The organism is Sphingomonas sp. TF3, from assembly GCF_003985085.1.
In the GTDB taxonomy this organism is placed as follows: Bacteria; Pseudomonadota; Alphaproteobacteria; order Sphingomonadales; family Sphingomonadaceae; genus Sphingomonas.
Map to the genome: position 1 here is coordinate 204,658 of NZ_RWKS01000001.1, position 20,933 is coordinate 225,590.

General features: G+C 63.0%; 19 protein-coding genes. 11 read left to right on the forward strand and 8 right to left on the reverse strand.

Features of this window, described 5'->3' with window-relative positions; translation table 11 throughout:
- Positions 1-370 precede the first annotated feature (370 nt).
- Genes EJC47_RS00905 through EJC47_RS00915 form a run of 3 tightly spaced genes read right to left on the reverse strand, consistent with a single transcriptional unit; the run spans position 371 to position 2,943 of the window.
- Positions 371-2,224: a sensor histidine kinase gene (locus EJC47_RS00905; RefSeq protein WP_126845109.1), complete on the reverse strand. Its 1,854-nt coding sequence runs from the start codon at positions 2,222-2,224 to the stop codon at positions 371-373.
- Positions 2,221-2,616 (reverse strand): winged helix-turn-helix domain-containing protein, encoded by a 396-nt coding sequence (locus EJC47_RS00910; protein WP_185867515.1) that lies wholly within the window; start codon positions 2,614-2,616, stop codon positions 2,221-2,223. The genes EJC47_RS00905 and EJC47_RS00910 overlap by 4 nt, the downstream gene beginning before the upstream one ends.
- Positions 2,617-2,643: 27 nt before the next feature.
- A complete protein-coding gene (locus EJC47_RS00915) occupies positions 2,644-2,943 on the reverse strand; it encodes a response regulator transcription factor (RefSeq protein WP_126845111.1) in 300 nt (99 codons plus the stop codon).
- A 194-nt stretch (positions 2,944-3,137) separates the two neighbouring features.
- On the opposite strand from EJC47_RS00915, the gene EJC47_RS00920 reads away from it, so the two are divergent.
- Entirely contained in the window at positions 3,138-4,424 is a 1,287-nt protein-coding gene (locus tag EJC47_RS00920; RefSeq protein ID WP_126845112.1) for an HD-GYP domain-containing protein, read from the forward strand.
- Complete coding sequence (locus EJC47_RS00925; protein ID WP_126845113.1) at positions 4,421-5,587, forward strand: GGDEF domain-containing protein; 1,167 nt, start codon at positions 4,421-4,423, stop codon at positions 5,585-5,587. The genes EJC47_RS00920 and EJC47_RS00925 overlap by 4 nt, the downstream gene beginning before the upstream one ends.
- A 71-nt stretch (positions 5,588-5,658) precedes the next feature.
- On the opposite strand, the gene EJC47_RS00930 is transcribed toward EJC47_RS00925, so the two are convergent.
- The gene (locus EJC47_RS00930) at positions 5,659-6,237 is read right to left on the reverse strand and encodes a GNAT family N-acetyltransferase (protein ID WP_126845114.1); all 579 of its coding nucleotides are present in this window, start codon (positions 6,235-6,237) and stop codon (positions 5,659-5,661) included.
- A 66-nt stretch (positions 6,238-6,303) separates the two neighbouring features.
- On the opposite strand from EJC47_RS00930, the gene EJC47_RS00935 reads away from it, so the two are divergent.
- The gene (locus EJC47_RS00935; RefSeq protein WP_033966619.1) at positions 6,304-6,594 is read left to right on the forward strand and encodes a DUF6916 family protein; all 291 of its coding nucleotides are present in this window, start codon (positions 6,304-6,306) and stop codon (positions 6,592-6,594) included.
- Here the strand turns inward: EJC47_RS00935 and EJC47_RS00940 are convergent.
- Positions 6,591-7,232 carry a phage tail protein gene (locus tag EJC47_RS00940; RefSeq protein ID WP_033966608.1) on the reverse strand — a complete coding sequence of 214 codons (642 nt, stop codon included), beginning with the start codon at positions 7,230-7,232 and terminating at the stop codon, positions 6,591-6,593. The two genes, EJC47_RS00935 and EJC47_RS00940, sit on opposite strands and share 4 nt — an antisense overlap.
- Before the next feature lie 383 nt (positions 7,233-7,615).
- On the reverse strand, positions 7,616-9,847 hold the full coding sequence (locus tag EJC47_RS00945; RefSeq protein ID WP_126845115.1) for a TonB-dependent receptor: 2,232 nt from the start codon (positions 9,845-9,847) through the stop codon (positions 7,616-7,618).
- Between the two features lie 230 nt (positions 9,848-10,077).
- Here EJC47_RS00945 and EJC47_RS00950 point away from each other — a divergent pair, with 230 nt between their 5' ends.
- Positions 10,078-10,722, forward strand: a complete 645-nt coding sequence (locus tag EJC47_RS00950) for an RNA polymerase sigma factor (RefSeq protein ID WP_126845116.1) — start codon at positions 10,078-10,080, stop codon at positions 10,720-10,722.
- A gap of 61 nt (positions 10,723-10,783) precedes the next feature.
- Positions 10,784-11,407, forward strand: a complete 624-nt coding sequence (locus tag EJC47_RS00955) for a TetR/AcrR family transcriptional regulator (protein WP_033966606.1) — start codon at positions 10,784-10,786, stop codon at positions 11,405-11,407.
- A gap of 13 nt (positions 11,408-11,420) precedes the next feature.
- On the opposite strand, the gene EJC47_RS00960 is transcribed toward EJC47_RS00955, so the two are convergent.
- Positions 11,421-11,729, reverse strand: a complete 309-nt coding sequence (locus EJC47_RS00960; RefSeq protein WP_126845117.1) for a hypothetical protein — start codon at positions 11,727-11,729, stop codon at positions 11,421-11,423.
- Between the two features lie 516 nt (positions 11,730-12,245).
- Here EJC47_RS00960 and EJC47_RS00965 point away from each other — a divergent pair.
- From EJC47_RS00965 to EJC47_RS00975, 3 genes are all read left to right on the forward strand, one after another.
- Complete coding sequence (locus EJC47_RS00965) at positions 12,246-12,806, forward strand: fasciclin domain-containing protein (protein ID WP_126845118.1); 561 nt, start codon at positions 12,246-12,248, stop codon at positions 12,804-12,806.
- Between the two features lie 80 nt (positions 12,807-12,886).
- A complete protein-coding gene (locus EJC47_RS00970; protein WP_126845119.1) occupies positions 12,887-13,501 on the forward strand; it encodes a cytochrome b/b6 domain-containing protein in 615 nt (204 codons plus the stop codon).
- Positions 13,502-13,504: 3 nt separating this feature from the next.
- Positions 13,505-14,266: a molybdopterin-dependent oxidoreductase gene (locus EJC47_RS00975; protein WP_033966604.1), complete on the forward strand. Its 762-nt coding sequence runs from the start codon at positions 13,505-13,507 to the stop codon at positions 14,264-14,266.
- Between the two features lie 14 nt (positions 14,267-14,280).
- Here EJC47_RS00975 and EJC47_RS00980 read toward each other — a convergent pair whose 3' ends face one another.
- Positions 14,281-15,285 carry a YncE family protein gene (locus tag EJC47_RS00980; RefSeq protein ID WP_126845120.1) on the reverse strand — a complete coding sequence of 335 codons (1,005 nt, stop codon included), beginning with the start codon at positions 15,283-15,285 and terminating at the stop codon, positions 14,281-14,283.
- Positions 15,286-15,488: 203 nt separating this feature from the next.
- Here EJC47_RS00980 and EJC47_RS00985 point away from each other — a divergent pair, with 203 nt between their 5' ends.
- The 3 genes from EJC47_RS00985 to EJC47_RS00995 are packed head-to-tail and all read left to right on the forward strand — an operon-like array spanning position 15,489 to position 20,910.
- Positions 15,489-16,844: a TolC family protein gene (locus EJC47_RS00985; RefSeq protein ID WP_126845121.1), complete on the forward strand. Its 1,356-nt coding sequence runs from the start codon at positions 15,489-15,491 to the stop codon at positions 16,842-16,844.
- Positions 16,841-17,866, forward strand: coding sequence for an efflux RND transporter periplasmic adaptor subunit (locus tag EJC47_RS00990; RefSeq protein ID WP_126845122.1), 1,026 nt, complete (start codon positions 16,841-16,843; stop codon positions 17,864-17,866). Before EJC47_RS00985 ends, EJC47_RS00990 begins: the two co-directional genes overlap by 4 nt.
- Complete coding sequence (locus EJC47_RS00995) at positions 17,866-20,910, forward strand: efflux RND transporter permease subunit (protein WP_126845217.1); 3,045 nt, start codon at positions 17,866-17,868, stop codon at positions 20,908-20,910. The genes EJC47_RS00990 and EJC47_RS00995 overlap by 1 nt, the downstream gene beginning before the upstream one ends.
- Positions 20,911-20,933 lie beyond the last annotated feature (23 nt).

Sequence of the window (20,933 nt, forward strand, 5' to 3'; positions counted from 1 at the left end):
CCGATGTCGGGCCGATAGCGATCCCGCGGTTGACCTCGCTGAACGCAAGAGTGTGCGGTAGCACCGCACACTCTTGGCACCGCGCCATGCTGGACTTCCGTGTATCGGCCCGGCCATGCGATGGCCGCAAACGCCCAGCCCAAAACGATACCCGGCATCACCGGTCTCGGCCCATTTCATCAGGGCAACGATGCCGCCTGATTGGAAGACTTCCTGTGCGGCGTTTTCGCGCAGGCGAGAGATACGCTCGTCGCGGGCGCGATAATCGAGCGCCTCTTCCTCGATTTCGTCAGCCGACTCATCGACCCATGACTTGCTAAATCGCCACGCGCTTCATTGCACCAACCCGCCCTCCAGACCGGGGCGGGTCCTATGGCGCGAGGGGGAGATCCATAGTGAAGACGTTATGAGCGCCCTCCCGCTGATACGAGGCGGTCCCACCGTGCCGCAAGCTCGCGACGTGAACCAGCGCGAGGCCAAGCCCGATCCTGTCGCCCCGGCCGCCGAACCGCGCGAACGGATCGGCCCGGCGATCGTCAGGCAGTTCGGGCCCGGCACTGGTAACAAAGAACCGCACTTTTTCATCCAGCATGCGGACGCCGTAATGAACCGTCGCTCCTTCAGGAGCAAATCGCACAGCGTTATCGAGCAGATTGTGGATCGCGCGCATCAGGAGGCCATGATCGCCATCAATCCAGACGCCGTTCTCCTGCAGATCGCTCTCATCGCGCAACGTCAGACGGCGCCGCTTCGCCCGTGCCCACGACATATCCGCCGCCTCTGCCGCCACGTCAGCAAGATCGACCGGTTCGCGCCGCAGCAACGCAGTGCGCGCCCGGGCAAGGCGCACGAAATCGTCCGCCATCGCCAGGCCGCGCTGCGCATGGCGGCGTAGCCAGTCCACCCGGAGGGTTTCACCGCGCGATTGATCAAGCAAGGTCAATATCTCCGCATAGGGAGACCGGATGTCATGGCCCAGTAAATGCAGCGTGTCCTCGCGCTCCCGCTCCATCGTACGCAGGGCCGTGACATCGGTGAGCCGGACGATCCTTTCACCCCCTCCAAGCTTGACCTCCGCCAAGACGAAAGCGCGGTCGGCCTGCGTAACCACCTGACCCGTATCAGCGTCCAATTGCCTAAGCGTACGGCGTAAATCGGCAAAGGACTGCCCGATGCACGCCATGCCGAAGATCTGGGTCGCCGCTGGATTGGCCGATCGAATGATGTCGTCGGGTGCCACGACGCATATCGCATCAGGAAGATGGTCGACCAGCCGCGCAACGAAACGTTCGAGCCGAATCAGTTCTGTTTGCAGCAAGGCTGCACGAAGCCCCATGAGCATCAGCCCGGCTCCTGCGGCCAGCGCTGCCGCTTGGGTTCCGATAGCGATAGCGACGAACATCGATGCAGCGCAGAACGCGGTCGGCATCAGCATGCCGATCAATCTGGAGTGTCGTATCCGGCATTGCCCCTCCCCAGCGGCCGCGTCGGCGAACAGAAACAGGAAAAACGGGATGGCAAACGTAACGTTGACGACATGACCGGGAGGTGGTGGATTCGGCCCCCTAAACACCCATCCGTTCATTAGGGTAGAGTCGAGCCAGTAGCTCGTCAGAAGCGCTGCCAATGCTATCGCGAACCTTCGATGCACAGGATCGGGTTGCGCCGCGATTGCGAAAATCGACAGCACCGCGGCGCCCATGTTGATAATCGCGTGGTATCGCGAGGTCAGCTTGTCCCAGGCAGGATCGGCAGCATGCTGGTGCGGAAATATCGAGGGATAGAGGAGGTAAAAAAGCAGGCCCGCCAGCAGCAGGGCCTGTGCTCCATCGATCAAACGATAAGGCCGCGTCGCGTCGTGTTCCTGGCCGCGGGCGAGGATTAGCAAATACGGTATCAGCCGAAGCATAAAGAACAGTTCGTCGAAATAAACCCGCGCGCCATCAGGGTAATGCGCCTGCAACCACGTTATCGCCCAATAGGCCATGTCCCAGAGCACCAGCGCGAGACAGAGCATCACCCAATGCCAGCGAATTTCCGTGCCCGATCGGCACGCACGCGTGAGGCAAAATGCGACCATCACGCCAAGCACCAAGGTCACACCGAGCGCGGTGGTCCAGACATGGCCGACATAGCGGAGCGCCAGGAACGCATGACAGGTCGTCGCGCAAAGCAGCACAACGCACCACTTTCGATTGTCGCTATCCGGTGTCGAGGCGATCACAGCGCGTCCGCTACATCGTCCTGCGCGGCCGAGACATAGGTGTCGAGGCGATAGCCATAACCGAACACCGTCTGCAAACGGTAGCCGTTCTCCGATCGCAACTGAAGCTTCGCGCGCAACCGGGACACATGCATATCGAGCGTGCGCGTCGATAGCCCGGCTGCACTTTTCCAGACGCATTCCAACAAATAGGCGCGCGACAACGGACGGTCTCGCCGCTGGAAAAAATGGAGGGCGAGCGCATATTCCTTGGGCGTCAATTCAATCGCGCGTCCGTCGAACAGAACATGCTCGCCCTGCAAGTCAAAGCTGTAGCGGCCGAACACTTCAGGCTCGTTGTCACCATCGCGGCGCAACGTGCGCCGCAGGATCGCGTCGATCCGAGCCGCCACGACCTTTGCCGTCTCCGGCTTTACAATTTAGTCGTCCGCCCCTGCCTCCAAAGCGGCGACGATATCGTCGCGATCATGCCGAGCCGTAAGCATCAACATGGCCGGCGGCACGGCAATGTTCGCGCGCGCCCAACGAACAATCTCCAGCCCCCCGATATCCGGCAGGTTCCAATCGATGACGAGCAAATCGAACGTGTCACGCGGCAGCGTGCCGATCAAATCTCGCCCTCTGCGGAAGGGAACGCAGACATGCCCCCTTTCGGTCAGCACGCTCCGGATGAACGCCAGAGCCGTCTCGTCATCATCGATTACACCGACCCGCATCATTATCCTGTCCGGTTAACGATCCCTAACACCCGATCGCGGCCGTAATCCACTATCCCCTGGCTTGGTTACATCTATTTACAACACCGGCGCTCGATCCCGACGGCGTTACATTCCGTTACACCATGTCAGCGGTTTCGCAGTGGACGGGTTCTACATCGCCTGATGCAGATGTCGGATCCCACAGGTAGACCGCTATGAAAATCAAAGTCCCCACCTCCGCTGTTGAGATCGGCATGTTCGTTGATTCGATGGAAGGATCGTGGTGGCTCAACCCGTTCTGGAAGAGCAGTTTCCTCATCGCCTCTCAAAAGGACTTGAAACGACTGACATCGAGCAACATCGCATGGGTCGTGATCGACGATAGTCGCGGTGTCGGTTTTAAAAAGGCACCGCGCACGGTTGCGGCGATCCCGCCGGAGCCCAGGCGGGCCCGAATGCCGACCGTCCACGTTCCGCCGCCCCCTACTCCCACACCATCAGCGAGACGTCCTGACTTCGAGACACAGCGCGTTGCCGCGATCATCGACCGATCGAAGCGTGAGGTAATTCGTCTGTTTACCGACGCGCGGATGGGCAAGGCGCTCGAACGGCGGGCGATGACGGCAGTGGTCGACGATATCTGTGATTCGGTCGGCGACGATCCGACCGCTGTCCTGAAAGTGACGCGCCTCAAAAAGAAGAACGAATACACCTATCTGCACTGCGTAGCGGTTTCCGCATTGATGATCGCGCTGGGTCGGCACTTGAAGCTCGGGGAAGACACCGTGCGCGAACTGGGCCTCGCCGGCTTGCTTCACGACATCGGAAAGATGACAATCCCAACCGACCTGCTCGAGAAACCCGGCCGACTGACTGCGGCCGAATTCGAGATTGTCCGGGCGCATCCGGAGAATGGATATGCGATGCTGATGGAGGACAATATGTCCTCCATCGTCCACGACGTCATTCTGCATCATCACGAAAAGCTCGACGGCAGCGGCTACCCGCACCGCCTGTCCGGTGACTCAATCACCTTGCATGCCCGGATCGGCGCGATCTGTGACGTCTATGACGCGGTGACCTCCAAGCGGTCCTATAAGCGCCAATGGACCCCGTCCGAGGCGCTGACCCAGATGCGGTCCTGGACGGGACATTTCGATCCCGAGATCCTCGACGCCTTCATGCGCTGCATCAGCATCTATCCGATAGGTCTTCTCGTTCGGCTGCGCAGCAATCGCCTCGCCGTCATTCTGACCGAGAATGTGACCCGCCCGACGGAAGCCATCGCGCGCGCCTTTTACCTGCCGCGTGAATTGCAATTCATCGAGCCAGCTGACGTTCGGCTTTCGTCGGGTCTGAAGGGGGATGCCGTCGTCGAGATCGAGGATCCGGAACGTTGGTTCCCCGGCGAGTGGGAGGGGGTCCGCGACGCTGTGCTGTCAGGACAGCAGCCGACCTTCGCCACCCTTGGCGACCTTTCCGCCGCCACGGTGGCATCATGACCACGCAGGCCGAACGGAATGCCGTGGCAACGGGCACGCTCCGCACGCGCCCTGCCCCGCAGTGCGCACCGCCGTCGCGCCCGAAAATCCTCTCCCGGCTGCTGCGAGGATGGTCTAGCGAGGTCCCGGTCGCGGCGGACGCGCAACCCTCTCATAAACGCAAACTCTATGACGAGATCGGTCACTTCCTCTTCGCCCATAACCTAGATTTGACGCCGCTAAACTTTGGATGCGCGCATGATTACGTCGTTGGTGGCGATCGACGTTTGGTTAAGGACGTCGATACGGCGCTCGATCAGCAAAGCGTTTCCAACGGCTGGATCGAGGACTATGTCGCCGGGCGACAGCGCCATTCGCTTGCACCAGAGATGCTGGTCACCATGGCTGCCCAGGCAGAGGGTGAGCTCAATCGCTGCCTTGTGATCATGAAGGCGTCTGCGGACCGCGCCAACGACTATAGCGAATCGCTGAGCGCGCCGCAGCCGGCGGTGACGGCGGAGGACATGATCGAACGCCTTGCGGGTTTGACCCGCGAAATGATTGGCCAGACGCGTCTCGCCGAGGCCGAGATGCGCGCCAGCTATAGCAAGGTCAGCCAATTGCAAACGTCGCTCCGCGCAGCCCGCAAGGCATCGGAGACAGACCCCTTGACCGGCCTTCCCAACCGGCGCGGTCTGGAACGGCGCTTCGGCGAGTTGTGCGCGACCCATGCACAGCGTCCAATGGCGATTGCGCTGTGCGATGTCGATCATTTCAAAGCAGTCAATGACCGGTTTGGACATGAGACAGGCGACCGCGTCCTAAAAACGATCGCCGGTGAGCTCCGCTCGGTAAAAAATCGCGGGGGATATGTCGTACGGCTAGGCGGCGAAGAGTTCGCCGTATTGCTGCCCGATCATGCACTTGAACGCGCAGGGGCGGAAGTGGACCGTGTCCGCGAACGGCTGGGCGCACGCAATCTGATCGACAGCGTCACCGAGCGGCCGATCGGCTCCATCACCTTCTCAGCCGGCATCGCAATGGTCGATGGTCAGCAGGGACTGAGGCGCGCCTTGCGACTGGCGGACGCGGCGCTCTACGCGGCCAAGCATGCCGGCCGAAACCGCATCTATGCTGCGTTCGGTGACGGACAAATGGCACCGATGCACAACGATATGCGGTGATCGACCGCCCTGCGATCGGGATAGCACAGTAGAGGGGTTCTCTCGCAACGCCCGTTCCATCATTTATCGGCTCAGCACGCCGACCACATCATCCGCTGGTGAAAATCTAGCGGGGGGTCGATGTCGCGAAAACCGAGCTTGAGATAGAGTGCGCGTGCCCGAAGGTTGGTATGGGCCACGTGCAAATCGAATCCCTTGCTGCCCGCCGAAACAAGCGCGGCCTTGGTCCAGTTGATCAACGCCACGCCGAAACCGCGTCGGCCGGGCAGAAACCCCATATCCAGCGCGCGCCACATGCTGCCGTGCCGGTCGAGATAATAGCGCCCGATCGGCACCACCGTCTCGCCCTGCGCGCGCTCTACGATCCAATAATCGGCGCGAGGAAACTGTTTGAGGAAATGGCGGTGCTGCAGGTCGAACTGTTCGCGGATGATCCGCTCACGGGCCTCTGCGCCCCATGGTGCCAGCACGAAATCGGGCGCGGTGAGGGCGCGGTGCAGCGCACGGAGAAAACCGAGATCGTCTCGTCCCGCCGCCCGGAGCCGCACCCCGGCAGCCTGGAGCGTAGCCGAGAGTTGGGGCGGCGCGGCACGCGGAAGGGGAAAGCGCGGCAAAGGGCGATCGACCGGCGTCTGAGCGGTTGCGCCCATGCTGGCAAGCTTTACCATTGACCAATGAATCGCAACGCCGCCGAAGCGGTACATTGGGGGATGACTATGAAACTGCCGACGCCGGAAGATTTCGAACCGTGGGTGGGCAAAGTCGTGCGCGTGTTGACCGTGCCCGAGCCGGTCGAGGTCCGGCTGCTACGGCTCCATCGCAAGGCCCATTTGGTCAACGAATTTCGCGAACCTTTCACACTCATCTTCGAATCGCCCGAAACCGTCTATCTGCTCGATGAAACCTATGAATTCGATTGTGGCAATGGTGGCCCCTACCCCATCGCCATAAGCCAGCTACAGCCGAGGCCCGGTCAGCCCCGGCTGTATCAGGCGACCTTTTGTTAGGGGTGCGGCGGCCAGATGCCGACTGTCGCGATCATGGTGAAAACCGCGATTACCGGCTGGATATTGGGCACTGGGGTGGTCCCACCCGCCAAACCGATGGTGACTGATCCCTGCGGCGTGAAGGGACCCCCAGTAACCGTAAGGCCGCCGAGATTGACGGCAGTCGTGCCTGAGCCTGCTGGCGCATAGACTTTCACCGTGCTGGGCCCGCTGGCGGGGAAGCCGTTGGCAAGCTGGCTTCCGGTGCTCGCAGCGTTCGTGACTTGCGTCGTTGTAGCCGCAGTCAGCGCAGACAGGCTGCCCGAGGCGGACGTCATCCCTGGCAAACCCTGGAACGTCGCCTGGTGGTTGTGCAGCGGCATGTTGCTTTGGGTCAGCTGGTTGGCTTCGGTTCCGCTCTTTGCCCCCAGGGCATAGTTGGACAAGCCAGGCCCCTGGCCCGTGCCCACCAGCACACGACCGCGCGCATCGGGAATGCCAAACGTGCTTACGCCGTCACCACCGAAATTCGTACCGAGCAACGCAAACAGCGCCTGGTTTTGCGAAAGCGGTATAGTCTGCCCACTACACTGCAACCATCCGTCCGGAGCGTAGCTGAAGCCGACCTGGATGATCTGGCCGATAAAAGGGTCGGACATACTGATTCTCCTTGATTTGTTAAGAGTATACAGGACAAGAAACAAAGGTATGCGACGCTGTTTGAAGCCGCGCGATACACTGCGGCGCGCAATAATGCTGCCAATTAGCCTGCGGGGGCAAGAGCAATAGACCTTGATACGAAATTTTGTGCGCAATTTGCGTATTTTGTGCGGTGCACCATGAAATGATGTGCTCGCACGATTTTTAATATTAAAGAAATGTGGCACTTTAGCGAGCGCTGCCGCGTGCCCGACCCACGATTTTCCAACTTTTCTTAGAGTTAGCCGGGCTCGTTTGGCAATGTTGCGAAAATTCTATCCGCGTCAGGCCAACAACGCTGCGCATCCGCCGCCGCAGCGCAACACAAGCCGCCGCGCGATCGTCAAAAATGCCGGCTTGCAGTCAGCCCGATAGAGCGGGGCTGGCCGATAGTGCCAAAATACGCACCATAAATTGTGGCCCCGCCCAACGGATAGCTTTCGAGATACCGGATATCGGCGAGATTTTTGATCCACAGTTGGAGAGAAGTGCCGGATCGATCGTCCGTAAAGCCAAGCTGCGCATTGGCGATCCCGACATTCCCCAATCGGGAATAGCGGCTGTTGTCGATATTCCCGTAATAATGGGAGCGATACCCATAGTCGAAGCCGACCGACACCGTCCCGCTGGCCGCGATCTGGCGGGTATAGCGCGCCGACCCGTTCAGGATCCACCGCGGCGCATCCGCCAGCGGGCCGCCGCTCAAATCACAGCTGGCAGACCCGAGCGTCTCGGGCGGGCAGGGCGCGGTAGGATAGCTGTCATAGTGCGCATCATCATAGGCGGCGGTCATGGCCATTTCGAACCGCGATGAGGCCCGCCACCGCGCCTCCATTTCCACGCCGCGCGTCGAAACGCGCCCGACATTCGCCAGGATCGCCCCGAACAAGCGGTTGAGCGTCGCCTGATAGGCACCAATCCGCGTATAGAAGAGGGCAAGGTCGAAATGGACATGCCCGCCCAACGCGCTCGATTTCAGGCCAAGCTCGAAGCTGTCGGCATGTTCCGGCCGCACGATTTGATCATCCGTCGCCGTCGCGACGATGGGATTGATTCCGCCGGCCTTGGCCCCGCGCGCATAGCTCGCGTAGAGATGAAGATCGCGGGATCGGGCATAGGTCAACGCGAGCGTTCCCGACGGGTCGACCTCCTCGACCGCGAGCGCCTGATGATAGCTCGACTGGGCGGCATTGGCCGGACGGTCGATCACGCCCGACTTGCGTTCATATGTACCACGCGCGCCGATCGTGAGCGCGAGCCTCGGGTGAAAATGCCAGGTGCCCTGCGCAAACACAGCTACACTTTGCGAATTCAAGTCGGCTTCGGTCGAACTCGTCACACCATTGAAGGCGACCAAGGATGGCGGCGGCACGGCCGTATTGCCCAGGAAATTCGCCGCTTTGGCACCAAAAGCGAGACGAAGCGCCGATTGTAGCGATTGCCGGAAGTAATAGAGCCCGGCCGTCGCATCGATCCTGCCGCCGCCGGGATTGGCGATGCGAACCTCCTGGCTGAATTGCCAGTCGTCGGTCGGCACGGACGCGTTCGTGTAGGCCTCGGCGCTCGACAGATCGCCGTCGAAACCCGCCCGATAGCGCCATGCGCGATAGCCCGTCACCGACGTGATCTCCGCCGCCCCCAGGTCATAGACAAGATTGGCGGTGAGCCCGCCCTGGCGAACGCGCAGAAATGTTGGAGCGTTTGCCGTGGTGCGATAACCGGGGCCGCCCAGCACCGCATTACCGCCTGCAGCCGCAACCCGCGCACTGTAGGTCGCCGATGGAGGGCCCAAGGACCCTGCGACCAGCGTGCAGCAACTGTCGCGCTCATCGTGATATTCCGCAATCAACCGCAAGCGCAGGCGCGCGTCCGGCTCGATCAAAAACTGAAGACGGGCGCCCGTGCGATCGGTGCCGTTCAGTCGGCCTCCGCCGTCGAGCCGGTCGATCCACCCGCCCTGCCCGGTGTGATAGACCGACAGGCGCGCTGCCAGCACATCGTCGACCAGGCCCGTCGAGACGGACCCGCGGAACCGCACAAGGCCGTTGGTACCGACCGAGGTTTCGACGCTTCCCTCCGGCACAAAGGTCGGGGCCCTGGAAGTGATTACGATCGCGCCTGCCGTGGTGTTCTTTCCAAAGACCGTGCCCTGTGGGCCGCGCAGAATCTCGACCGCGTCGATGTCCGACAAATCATAGACCGCCATTCCGGGACGACCAAGATACACGCCATCGACGAAAATCCCGACGGCGGGTTCGAGCCCGTCGCTCGCCGGATTGCGACCGATACCGCGGATCGAAACGTAGTTTCCGCGCGGATTAAAATAGCTGATATTCAGGCTGGGCGCGAGTTGTTTGAGATCCTCGATCTGGTGAAGCCCGCGTCGATCGAGTGTCGCTCCGGTGACTTTCGTAACTGCGATCGGGACGTCATCGGCCTTCTCGTCGCGCTTTCGCGCCGTCACGACGATGTCGTCTTGCCGATCCATCGCCCCGGCCCCGGTTGCAGCCAAGATCGCAAGCAGGTGCCACGCCACCACCAGCAGCACCCTCTGCGTCTTTACGCTACCCGCCATTTGCCCTGAGTCCCGCCCCCGCGCCGAGCCTTATACGGGCTGTCCCGGGCGTACGAAAGGGACGCACAGCGCCGGTGTGGGCCACCACATACACCGCAGCCCGTTACAAATCGATTGACGGTCACCATCTTTATGTTAGTGTTACTAACATGGAGTTGGCATCACTGACCTGACGATTCGTTTGACACGCCCGAGGTAGTGCGGCCGCACATGAGAGCGGAGGCTGAGACATGTTCGACGAGGTAAGCGCGCGCGACGATGCAGACACCCCCGCCGCCACCGGCGAGCAGTCGAACCAAGGCGACATCGACTCCCTCGGACTGTTGCTGCTTCGCATTCGTCACGGAGATCAGCGCGCCTTCAAACGGGTCTACGACACCACCGCGCCGCGCCTTTTGGCGAAGGCATTGTCGATCCTTTCGAACCGTGACGCGGCTGAAGACGTGCTGCAGGAGACCTATGTCCGTATCTGGCGCAACATCGCCCAGTTCGATCCCGCACGCGGCACCGCCGCGACGTGGATCATGCGTGTGCTCCGCAATGCAGCGATCGACCGGCTTCGGCACGATCGGACGATTGCACGCTACCAAACCACGACCGACACCATGCCCGACCTGCCCATCGCGCCGGAACCGGTCACCGACCGCATCGATCTTGACCGCGCGCTCGCCCGGATCTCGCCCGAACAGCGCCTGTCCATCTGCCGCGTCGTCGTCCATGGCTGGACGCACGATGAAGTCGGCAAGCTGGACGGCGTTCCTACGCCAACCGCCAAGGCCCGCGTACAACGCGGCCTACGCCGTCTGCACGCCGCTTTGGCCGATACTGACCCTGACGCAAGGGTGGCAAGACAGGCGGAAAAGGCATTAGCATGATCGAGCAGCGCCGTTGGATGATCGGTGCTTGCGTTGGTGACACTTGCAGGTTTGGTAGAGAATGACGAACGACGCCTCCAAGGCACCGTATCAGAGCCCGCTCCGCGCGCGCCTCAAAGAGCAGACATCGCTCATCATCCTCGATGCGGTCGAGTCTATCATCCGCAATGCCGATCTCGCCGCGGTCAGCATCGCGGAGGTCGCCCGCGTCGCCGAAGTTACCGAACAGACCGTCTACCGGCACTATCGCACCCGCGACGAACTGATCCGCGCGTTCATCAAATGGCATCTGGAACGTGCGGTCGGGGGGCCGGACATTCAGCTTCCGCGAACGATCGACGAACTGCTTATATGGTTGGAAAGTCGTTATCGGGCCTGGGAACGGGATGGACAGGTGGTCAGCGAGACCTACCTCTCGGCAATCGGACGGGAATTGCGCAAACCTTTGTATGAGCTGGGATATCAGAACCTGAACCGGATGCTTGGCAACGAACATCCCGAACTGAGCGACGCAATGCGCAATTATGTCGCATCGGCCATGCTCACGCTGATGAGCACCGAGAATTTCGTCTTCCTTCGCCACAACCTTGGATACGACGCGCGCGCCGTGCATGTCAGCGTGGTCAACGCGATCAATGCCATCCGGCGTGGCCTCCAACCCGATCTGTCGGCCGACTATATTTGAAAAAGGGTGTCGGTCACCCGTTTGCGGAGCTGGTGAGACGTGCCTGGATTGCGGTCCAAACGTCGGACGTCGGCATCTCGGATGCGCTCTCCTCCTGCCCCGCCCCGGGGGAGGAAACGAAGGAATCAAGCAATTCGCGGTAGCGATCGACAAGATCGCGAAACACACCGTCGTTGGTTACCCGATCTCTTGCCTGCTCCAGCAAAGGAGTGCGCAAAATTCCCAACACAAAATCCAACGCAAACGCCTGTTCAAATGACAGATTCTGGAAGTTATTTGTCGATATACGTGTAATTTGACGAGGCACTTTTTGCTTTTTCATCCGGCCACACGCCATCTATTTTAGTAGTTTTCAACAAAATTCAAGCTCATTTCCGAAAATGACTTCCGCGCAAGCGGTCGTATCATACGTTCGAGCGCGTGCCGAAAATACGGGGAGCACCGCTCCCCGTATTCCGGATGAACGCACACACCGCCGGAAGCGCCCGTATCGGGGGAAGCGATCGCTCCCGCCTGTGTGTGCCCCGATCACGAATGCCGATCCCTGGGGTTGGGCGGGTCGGCACCGTCATGCCGACGTGGCTGACGCTTTTCCTACGGAATCCGAAGGGGTTTTGGACGCATGCTCGCGAAAATTTCGTGACCGCCGCCGACATGTGCCCAAAAAAATCTGAGGCCTGTGCATCCGCGATCAATGCACGGCCGTAATGAGAGCATCGGCGGGCAGATTTCTAAGATCCTGCTTTCTCCGGTCGCACAGATGACTTGTGCGTTCATCTGTATCTTCAGAATTATTGCCCATCTATTTTACAATATTGCAACAATGAAGGACATATCCATGAAAAAGACCATCTTTGCTTCGATCCTGCTCGCCACCGCAAGCGTTGCCGGCGTCGCTACTGCTGCAATGGCGATGCCTGCGCCGGTTACCGTTGGTGGTGCGCCAATGTATGCCAATAAGAACATCATCCAGAATGCGGTGAATTCGAAGGATCACACCACGCTCGTCGCCGCAGTGAAGGCCGCCGGTCTGGTCGAAACGCTGTCGGGCCCCGGTCCGTTCACGGTGTTCGCGCCCACCAACGCCGCCTTCGCCAAGCTGCCCGCCGCCACCGTTCCGACGCTGCTGAAGCCCGAAAACAAGGGCCAGCTCACCTCGGTCCTCACCTATCACGTGCTGCCGGGCAAGCTGTCGGCCACCGCGCTGCGCGCGAAGATCAAGGCCGGCAATGGCCGCGCAATGTTCAAGACGGTCCAGGGTGAGGAACTGACCTTCACCATGGCGGGCCGCCGTCTCCAGATCACCGATTCCAAGGGTGGCACATCGACGATCACGATCGCCGACGTCAACCAGAGCAATGGGGTGATCCACGTCGTCGACGCAGTGCTACTCCCGTAAGGCATTGCTCCGACCTGGGGGGAGGCCAACCTCCTGCGCTTCCCCCCAGTTTTCTTCATTCGATGGCGCAGGATCCTGACATGACAGCGCGCAGCCTCGCCAGACCACGCCGTGGGACCATCCACCCGCTGATCGTGCGACTGTGTCACTGGATCAACGCGGTGGCGATGATCGTGATGATCCTGAGCGGCTGGGCGATCCACAATGCGGACCCAATCGCGCCGTTCCTCTTCCCCGACCGTATCACGCTCGGCGGCGGTTTGATCGGCGGGTTGCAATGGCATTTCGCGGCGATGTGGCTGCTGTTCGTCAACGGTATCCTGTATCTGGCCTATGGTTTTGCCAGCGGCAGGTTCGCGCGCAAACTCCGCCCGATCAGCCTGCGCGATGCCGTCGTCGATGGCCTCGCCGCGCTGCGCGGTCGCCTCGGCCATGCCGATCTGTCGGTCTATAACGGCGTGCAACGCCTGCTTTATGCCGGTGTGATTGCGCTTGGCGTGCTGGTGGTGGCGAGCGGCCTGTCGATCTGGAAACCAGTCCAGTTCGGCTGGCTGACCTGGCTGTTCGGCGATTTCGATGTCGCCCGCATCGTCCATTTCGCGGCGATGAGCGGCATCGTCCTCTTCTTGCTTGTCCATGTTGCGATGTCGCTGCTGGTGCCGCGCAGCCTGCTCGCGATGATCCGGGGGGCGTAAGCCATGAACGACGAAACCCGCTATATCCTGAGCGACGCCGCGCGCGGCCTCGACGTGCCGACGCGGCGGCTGTTCCTGCGCAACGCGCTGGGGCTTGGCACGCTTGCGATGCTGAGCGGCTGCGACGTGGTCGACGGCCTGAGCGCCGAGCGCGTGCTCGGATCGATGTCGGATTTCAACGACCGTGCACAGGCATGGTTGTTCAACCCCAACACGCTCGCGCGCGAATATCCGGCGCGGATGATCACCCGTCCGTTTCCGTTCAATTCCTTCTACACGCCCAATTCACCCGATCTGGCCCCGCGGATCGACCCGCGCGAGTTCGTGCTCAACGTCACCGGGCTGGTCGAGCGCAAGGACGATTGGACGCTGCGCCAACTCTACGCGTTGCCGCGCTTCACCCAGATTACCCGCCACGTCTGCATCGAAGGCTGGAGCGCGATCGGCAAATGGACCGGGGTGCGCTTTTCCGATTTTCTGGCGCGGGTCGGGGCGGATCGGCACGCGAAATACGTCACCTTCCGCTGCGACGACAATTACACCACCTCGATCGACATGGCGACCGCGCTCCATCCGCAAACCCAGCTCTGCTTCTGGATGAATGACGCGGTGTTGCCCCGCCAGCACGGCTTCCCGATGAAGTTGCGCGTGCCGACGAAGCTTGGCTTCAAGAACCCCAAGCACATTGGCGAGATCGCGATCGGCAATGACTATACCGGCGGCTATTGGGAGACGTACGGCTATAACTGGTTCAGCGGGCTCTGAGCCAAAGCCCGCGATCAGGCCGGGCGCACGACCAGAATGTGGAACGTACCCGGCAGCATGGCGGGGCGACCGCCAGCGGCAGGCGCTGGCCCGACCTTCGCGCTGGGCAAATAGAGCGTGCCGGTTTTGGGATCGAGCGCGCCGGTTCGGGCACCCACTTCGGTCTTGACCGTGCCGACATGCGTCACGGCGGCACCCGCCAGCGAGAGAATATCGAGCACGCCATCCTTGCCGCACGGAACGAACGCCAAATGCCGCGCTTCATCCAGGATGACCGCGTCTGGCCCCGCGCCGATCGCGATCAAGCTCGTCAGCGTGCGGGTCGCGACATCGACGACCGCCGCTTTGCCATTGGCGCACGCCGCGATGAGGCGGTTGTGGGGCTTGTCATAAGCGAGGCCGGTCGGCGCGTCGCAGCCGGGCAGCGGAATCGGTGAACCTGCTACCCCCCGTGCGACATCCACCGTCTCGATTTCGTTGGCGTCCTCATTGTTGATGAACAGCGTCCCGTCTGCGGAGAATGCCGCATATTCCAGCGCCGGTTTGACGGCGATGGTCTTGGTCAGCTTGGCCGTGGCGAGATCGATCACCGACACGGTGCCGCTGGTCGCGTTCATCACATACGCGTGGGTCTTCGTGGGATCGAGGATTGCAGCGTCGGGCTTCTTGCCGACGGCGATGGTGGCGGTCTCGGAGCCGGAGACGGGGTCCAGCAAGCGCACGGTGCCATCGGTCCCGCTGGACACCAGCAGCGCGCCGCCCGGCAGCGGTAGGGCCGCATGGCCGCGCTGAACGTTTCCGATCGACGAAACCTTGCCCGTCGCGAGATCGACCACGGTAACGTTGTTGCCCCGCGCGATGTAGAGATGGGTGCCTTCATCGTCCGTCCGCGCATAATCCCAGGGACCATCTGGGCCGGCGATCGCGGTGGCGACCACGTAGCGCGGCGCGGCGGCCGCGCCTCCCGCCAGCGGCAAGGCAAGGGCAACGAACGCGGCAAGAAGCGATTGAGGACGCATGGCGGTCTCCACGATAAAGCGAGGCCGCCCTTCTGACGGCATCTCCTGCGCACGTCACGTTAGCGTTTCCTAATGCGGCATTTTGCAGCAAAACGGCGATGACCCGCGCGGCATTAGGCCAGATTGTGAAGAATCAATGTCCAATCCCGGCTATCTGCATCCATAGCGCGAGCATCGCTTTCCAACGCCATGCTCGGAATTTCATGAACGGCGACCCACGGCCTGCGCGGCGACTTGTTCCTCGCCCGACGACGATCCTGCTCGCGGCACTGCTGAGCGGCTGCGCCCACTATGCCGCGCTGCCGTTGGCTGCCGATCCACTGCTGGCACCCACGATCGCGGTGTTGGATCATCCGGGAGCTGCGCTGCCGACCGGCCCGTTGTCCGTGTCTGACGTTGTCGACCTCGCGCTTGCCAACAATCCCGAGCTCAAGGCGGCCCGACTGAAGCGTGCCATTGCCGCCGGGCAGACGAAACAGGCCTCGACCTTGCCCAACCCGTCGCTGACCGGCGCGTTTCTGCCGCTGCTGTCGGGCGTGGGCACGGTCCCGGCGTGGAATGTGGGCCTCGGCCAGGATCTCAAGACGCTGCTCACCTATCGCACCCGCCGCCGCGCCGCGCGGGATAGCGAGCAGCAAGTCGCCGCCGATGTCGTGTGGCAGGAGTGGCAAGTCGCGGGCCAGGCGCGCCAGATCGCCAGCGACCTGATCGTCGGGCGCAACAGCCGCGCGAGCTATCTCGCCGCCTATGAGTTGCTCGCCGCGCGCAATGCGAAGCTGGAGCAAGCGCTGGCGGCGCGAAACGTGACGCTGGTGACCGTCGCGCCCGATCGCGTCGCGCTGCAGGCGGCGCGCAGCGCGCTCAACGCGCTCGACCAGAAACAGCTCGCCTTGATGCATCAACTCAATGCGTTGCTCGGCCTTGCCCCCGATGTGGTCGTGCCGCTGGCGACGCAGGTCGCGCTGCCGCCGTTCGACCCGGCCGCGATCCGCGCCGGGCTCGCGACGTTGCCCGAACGCCGCCCGGATCTGATCGCGCTGCGCATGGGCTATGCCGCAGCGGACGAGCAAGTGCGCCAGGCGATCCAGTCGCAATTCCCCGATCTGGTACTCGGCGGCAGCGTCAGCAGCGACAATTCCAGCGTCGTCAATGGCGGCCCGACCGCGACGCTCAGCCTGCCCGTGTTCGATCGCAACCAGGGCAATGTCGCGATCACGCAGGCAACGCGCGCACAACTCCACGCCGATTATGCCGCGCGGCTGGCATCGACGGTCGGGACGGTCGGCGCGATGCTGCGCGAGATGGAGCAACTCAGCGCCCAACTCGCCGAGGCGCGTCGCGACCTTCCCGCCGCGCGCCTCGCCGCCGAGCGCGCGCAATCGGCGTTCGGTGCCTCCAATCTCGACGAACGCGGCTATGTCGATCTCGTCTCGAACCGCTTTGCCAAGGAACAGGACATCATGACGCTGGAACTGGCGCTGCTCGACCGGCAGATCGCGCTGCAAACGCTGGTCGGCGACGGCCTGCCGACGGTCGACACCGGGGCGAATACGCAATGAAGGCGCTGATCGCGTTGACCGCAGCGCTTGCGCTCGCTGGCTGCGGTGCCGCGTCCGAGGAGACCAAGGCCGAGCCGCAAAGCGTGCTGGTTTCTACGGCCCCGGCGAAGCAGGGCGCGCTGCCGCAGACGGTCACCGCTTACGGATCGGTCGCACCCGCGCTCAACGGAGCCCAAACCTTCAGCGAAGCGCAGCCGGGGCAAGTGACCCGGCTGCTCGTCACGCCGGGCGCGACGGTGCGGCGCGGGCAAGCGCTGGCGGTGTTTGTCCCTGCGCCCGCCAGCCGCAGCGGCTATCTTCAGGCGGTCGAGGCGCTCGATTCGGCGCGCAAGCAACGCGCCACCATCGCGCAACTGCTCGCGCAGCAACTGGCGACACAGGATCAGCTGGTTCAGGCCGACAAGGCCGTGGTCGATGCGCGGACTGCGTTGGCCGCGCTGCAAGCCGAGGGTGCTGGCCGCGCCGTCCACACGCTGACCGCGCCGTTCGATGGCATCGTCACCGCCGTAAGCGTTGCGCAAGGCGACCGCACGCAAGCCGGAGCCACACTGCTGACCGTCGTACGCGCGGGGGGTATCGTCGTCACCGCCGGGATCGATCCGGCGGAGCATGGCACGGTCGCGGTCGGCCAGTTGGCCTCCTTGCTCCGTTTGTCGGGCGGCGCGGCGCTTACCGGCCATGTGCTGCGCGTCAGCCAGGCGCTCAACGCCAAAACCCGCATGGTCGATGTCGATATCGCCGTTCCCGCAGGGGCCTTGCTGCCCGGCGAAGGCATTCAGGTCGCAATCGCGACCGGGCAAGTCTCGGGCTGGATCGTGCCGCACCGCGCGGTGGTGACGGCGGGCGGGGTGCCGCATGTCTTTCAAATCTCGGGCAGCAAGGCCAAGGCGGTGCCGGTTACCGTCCTGCTCACCTCCAATGCGGGCGACGTCGTCAACGGCGCGATCGATCCGCAGCGCCGCCTGATCGTCGAGGGGGCGTATCAGGTCGGTGATGGCGATGCCGTGCGGTGGGCGCACTGATGCTCGAACGCTTGCTGCGCGAGCAATCGCGCGCCTTTGTTCTGATCGCGCTTGCGGTCGCGCTGGCGGGGATTGTCGCTGCGCTCGCCTTGCCGGTCGGGCTGTTCCCGCAAGTGTCGTTCCCGCGCGTGGTGGTCGATCTCGATTCGGGCAGCCGCCCCGCCGACCAGACCGCACTCACCGTCACCCGCCCAGTCGAGGAGGCGATCCGCGCCATTCCCGGCGTGCGCGATGTGCGCTCGGGCACCAGTCGCGGCACCGCGCAGATCTCGATCGATTTCGGCTGGGGCCGCGACATGACCGCCAGCACCTTGCTGGTCGATTCGGCTTTGGCGCGGACGCTGCCAACGCTGCCACCGGGCACGCAATATACCGTGCGCCGGATGGACCCGACGGTGTTCCCGATCATCTCCTACGCGCTCGTTTCCGAAACGGTCGATCCGGTGGCGTTGCAGGAGATCGCCAAATATCAGGTGACACCGCTGCTTTCCGCCATTCCCGGGCTGGCGCGCGTTGGCGTGCAGGGCGGCGGCACTGCCGAGGTGCAAGTGCTCGCCGATCCGCACCGGCTCGCCGACCACAATCTGTCGATGGCGGACCTCAGCGCGGCGATCAAGAACGGCAATGTGCTGAGCGCGGTCGGGCAAGTGCAGGATCGCGGGCGGCTGTCGCTGGTCATCGCCGATCGCAGCGTGGCGAGCGCGGCGGAAATCGGCGCGATCGTCATCAGCGCCGATCCACAAGGCGTGCTGCGCGTCCGCGATGTGGCGACGGTGCAGGAGGGCGCGGTGCCGGTGTGGCAGCGCATCGTCGAGGATGGCAAACCCGCCGTGCTGTTCAACATCTATGAACAGCCCGACGGCAATGCCGTGCAAATTGCCCAGGCGGTGCAGCAGAAACTGGCAAAGCTGGCGCTGCCGAGCGGCGTCAGGCTGGTGTGCTGGTACGATCAAAGCGCGCTGGTGACCGAAGCGGTGGCGAGCGTGCGCGATGCGGTGCTGATCGGTCTGGTGCTGGCGGCCCTGGTGTTGCTGGCGTTCCTGCGGAGCTGGCGCGTCACGCTGATCGCGGCGATCGTGGTGCCGACGACGCTCGCCGCCACGGTGCTGGTGCTGAGCGTGCTCGGGATGAGCTTCAACATCATGACGCTGGGCGGGATCGCCGCCGCCGTCGGCCTGCTGATCGACGATGTTATCGTGATGGTCGAACATATCGCGCGCCGCGCGGGCGCGAGTGGCGCGGACGGCACGCCGCGCGGCGCTGCCGCCGTCATCCCGGCGGCGCGCGAGTTTCTGGCACCGCTGACCGGATCGAGCCTCGCCACGCTGATCGTGTTCGTGCCCTTGTCCTTCCTGACCGGGGTGACCGGGGCCTTTTCCAAGGCGCTGTCGCTGACGATGGCGGCGGCGCTCGCGATTTCCTGGGCAATGACGGCGTTCGTCGTGCCGGTGCTGGTACGTTGGCTGGTCGATTTCGACACGTGGCATGATCCGGGCGAAGGCAAGGACGACCGCATCGCGCGGTTGCACAGCCGCGCACTCGACCGGCTTAATGCTCGGCCCTGGCTGCTCGCGGTCATTGCGGTGCCGCTGCTGCTGCTTGGCTATGTCAGCTACACCAATGTGCCGAGCGGCTTCATGCCCAAGGTCGATGAAGGCGGGTTCGTGATGGACTATTATACCCCGCCCGGCACCTCGCTCGACGAAACCGAGCGGGAGGTCGGCCAGATCGATGCGATGCTGCGCGCCAATCCCGATGTCCTCACTTTCTCGCGCCGCCTTGGCACCGGGCTCGGCGGCGATTTGGGGCAAAGCTATCATGGCGATTATTTCGTCCGGCTGAAGCCCGCCCACGCCCCGACCGAAGAGGTCGCCGCCGAAGTCGCGCGGCAAGTGACCGCCAAAGTGCCGGGCGTGCAGATTGAAGTGGCGCAATTGATCGAGGATTTGATCGGCGATCTCACCGCCGTGCCGCAGCCGATCGAGGTGAAGCTCTATGCGGATGATCCGGCGGTGCTGCCGGGCGAGGCCAGAAAGGTCGCCGCGCTGATCGGCAAGATCGATGGCGTGGTCGAAGTGAAGGACGGCGTGCAACTGGCCGGCGATGCGCTCGACGTGAAGATCGATCCGGTCCGCGCGGGGCTGGAAGGCGTTACCCCCGCCGATATCGAGACCCAGCTTAACGCGGCGCTGACCGGCAGCGTGGCGACCACGCTGGCGCAAGCCAGTAAAGCGGTCGATGTGCGCGTGCGCTTGCCCGAGGCGCTGACGATCAGCGAGACCGGGCTGGCGCAGCTCCCGATCCGCGCGATCGACGGGCATGTGTTCCCGCTGTCGCGCGTCGCGTCGCTCAAGTCGGTCACCGGCCAGCCGCAAATCAGCCGCGAAAATCTGGAGCCGATGATCGCGGTGACCGGTCGCATTCAGGGGCGCGGCATCGGGGCCGCCGTCGCCGATGTCACTGCGGCGCTCGACCGGCCGGGTGCGCTTGGCCCCGGCATCCGCTACGAACTAGGCGGACTGTACCAGCAGCAACAGATTGCCTTTGCCGGGCTGGTCAAGGTGTTCGGCGCGGCACTCGTCGCCGAATTCGCGCTGCTGCTGATCCTCTATCGGCGCTTCTGGCTGCCGGTCATCATCATCGGCTGCTCGCTGCTATCGACCACCGCCGTGTTCACCGCCTTATGGGCATCGGGGGTCGATCTCAACATCACCGCGCTGATGGGGATGACGATGATCATCGGCATCGGCACCGAAATGGCGATCTTCTACGTGTCCGAATTCGAAGACCTTGCCCGGCACATGCCACCGCCCGAGGCCGCGCGCGCGGCAAGCCGCAACCGCCTGCGCCCGATCACCATGACCACGCTGGCGGCGATCTTCACGCTGCTACCGCTCGCGCTCGCGATCGGCCAGGGATCGGGCATCCAGCAACCGCTCGCCATCGCGATCATCGCCGGGCTGCTGCTGCAATATCCGCTGGTGCTGCTCGCCATGCCAGTGCTGGTGCGGTTGACCACACGGAGAGATGCTCTGATTCCTTAAGGCGTCCCGCCTTTTCGCCGATG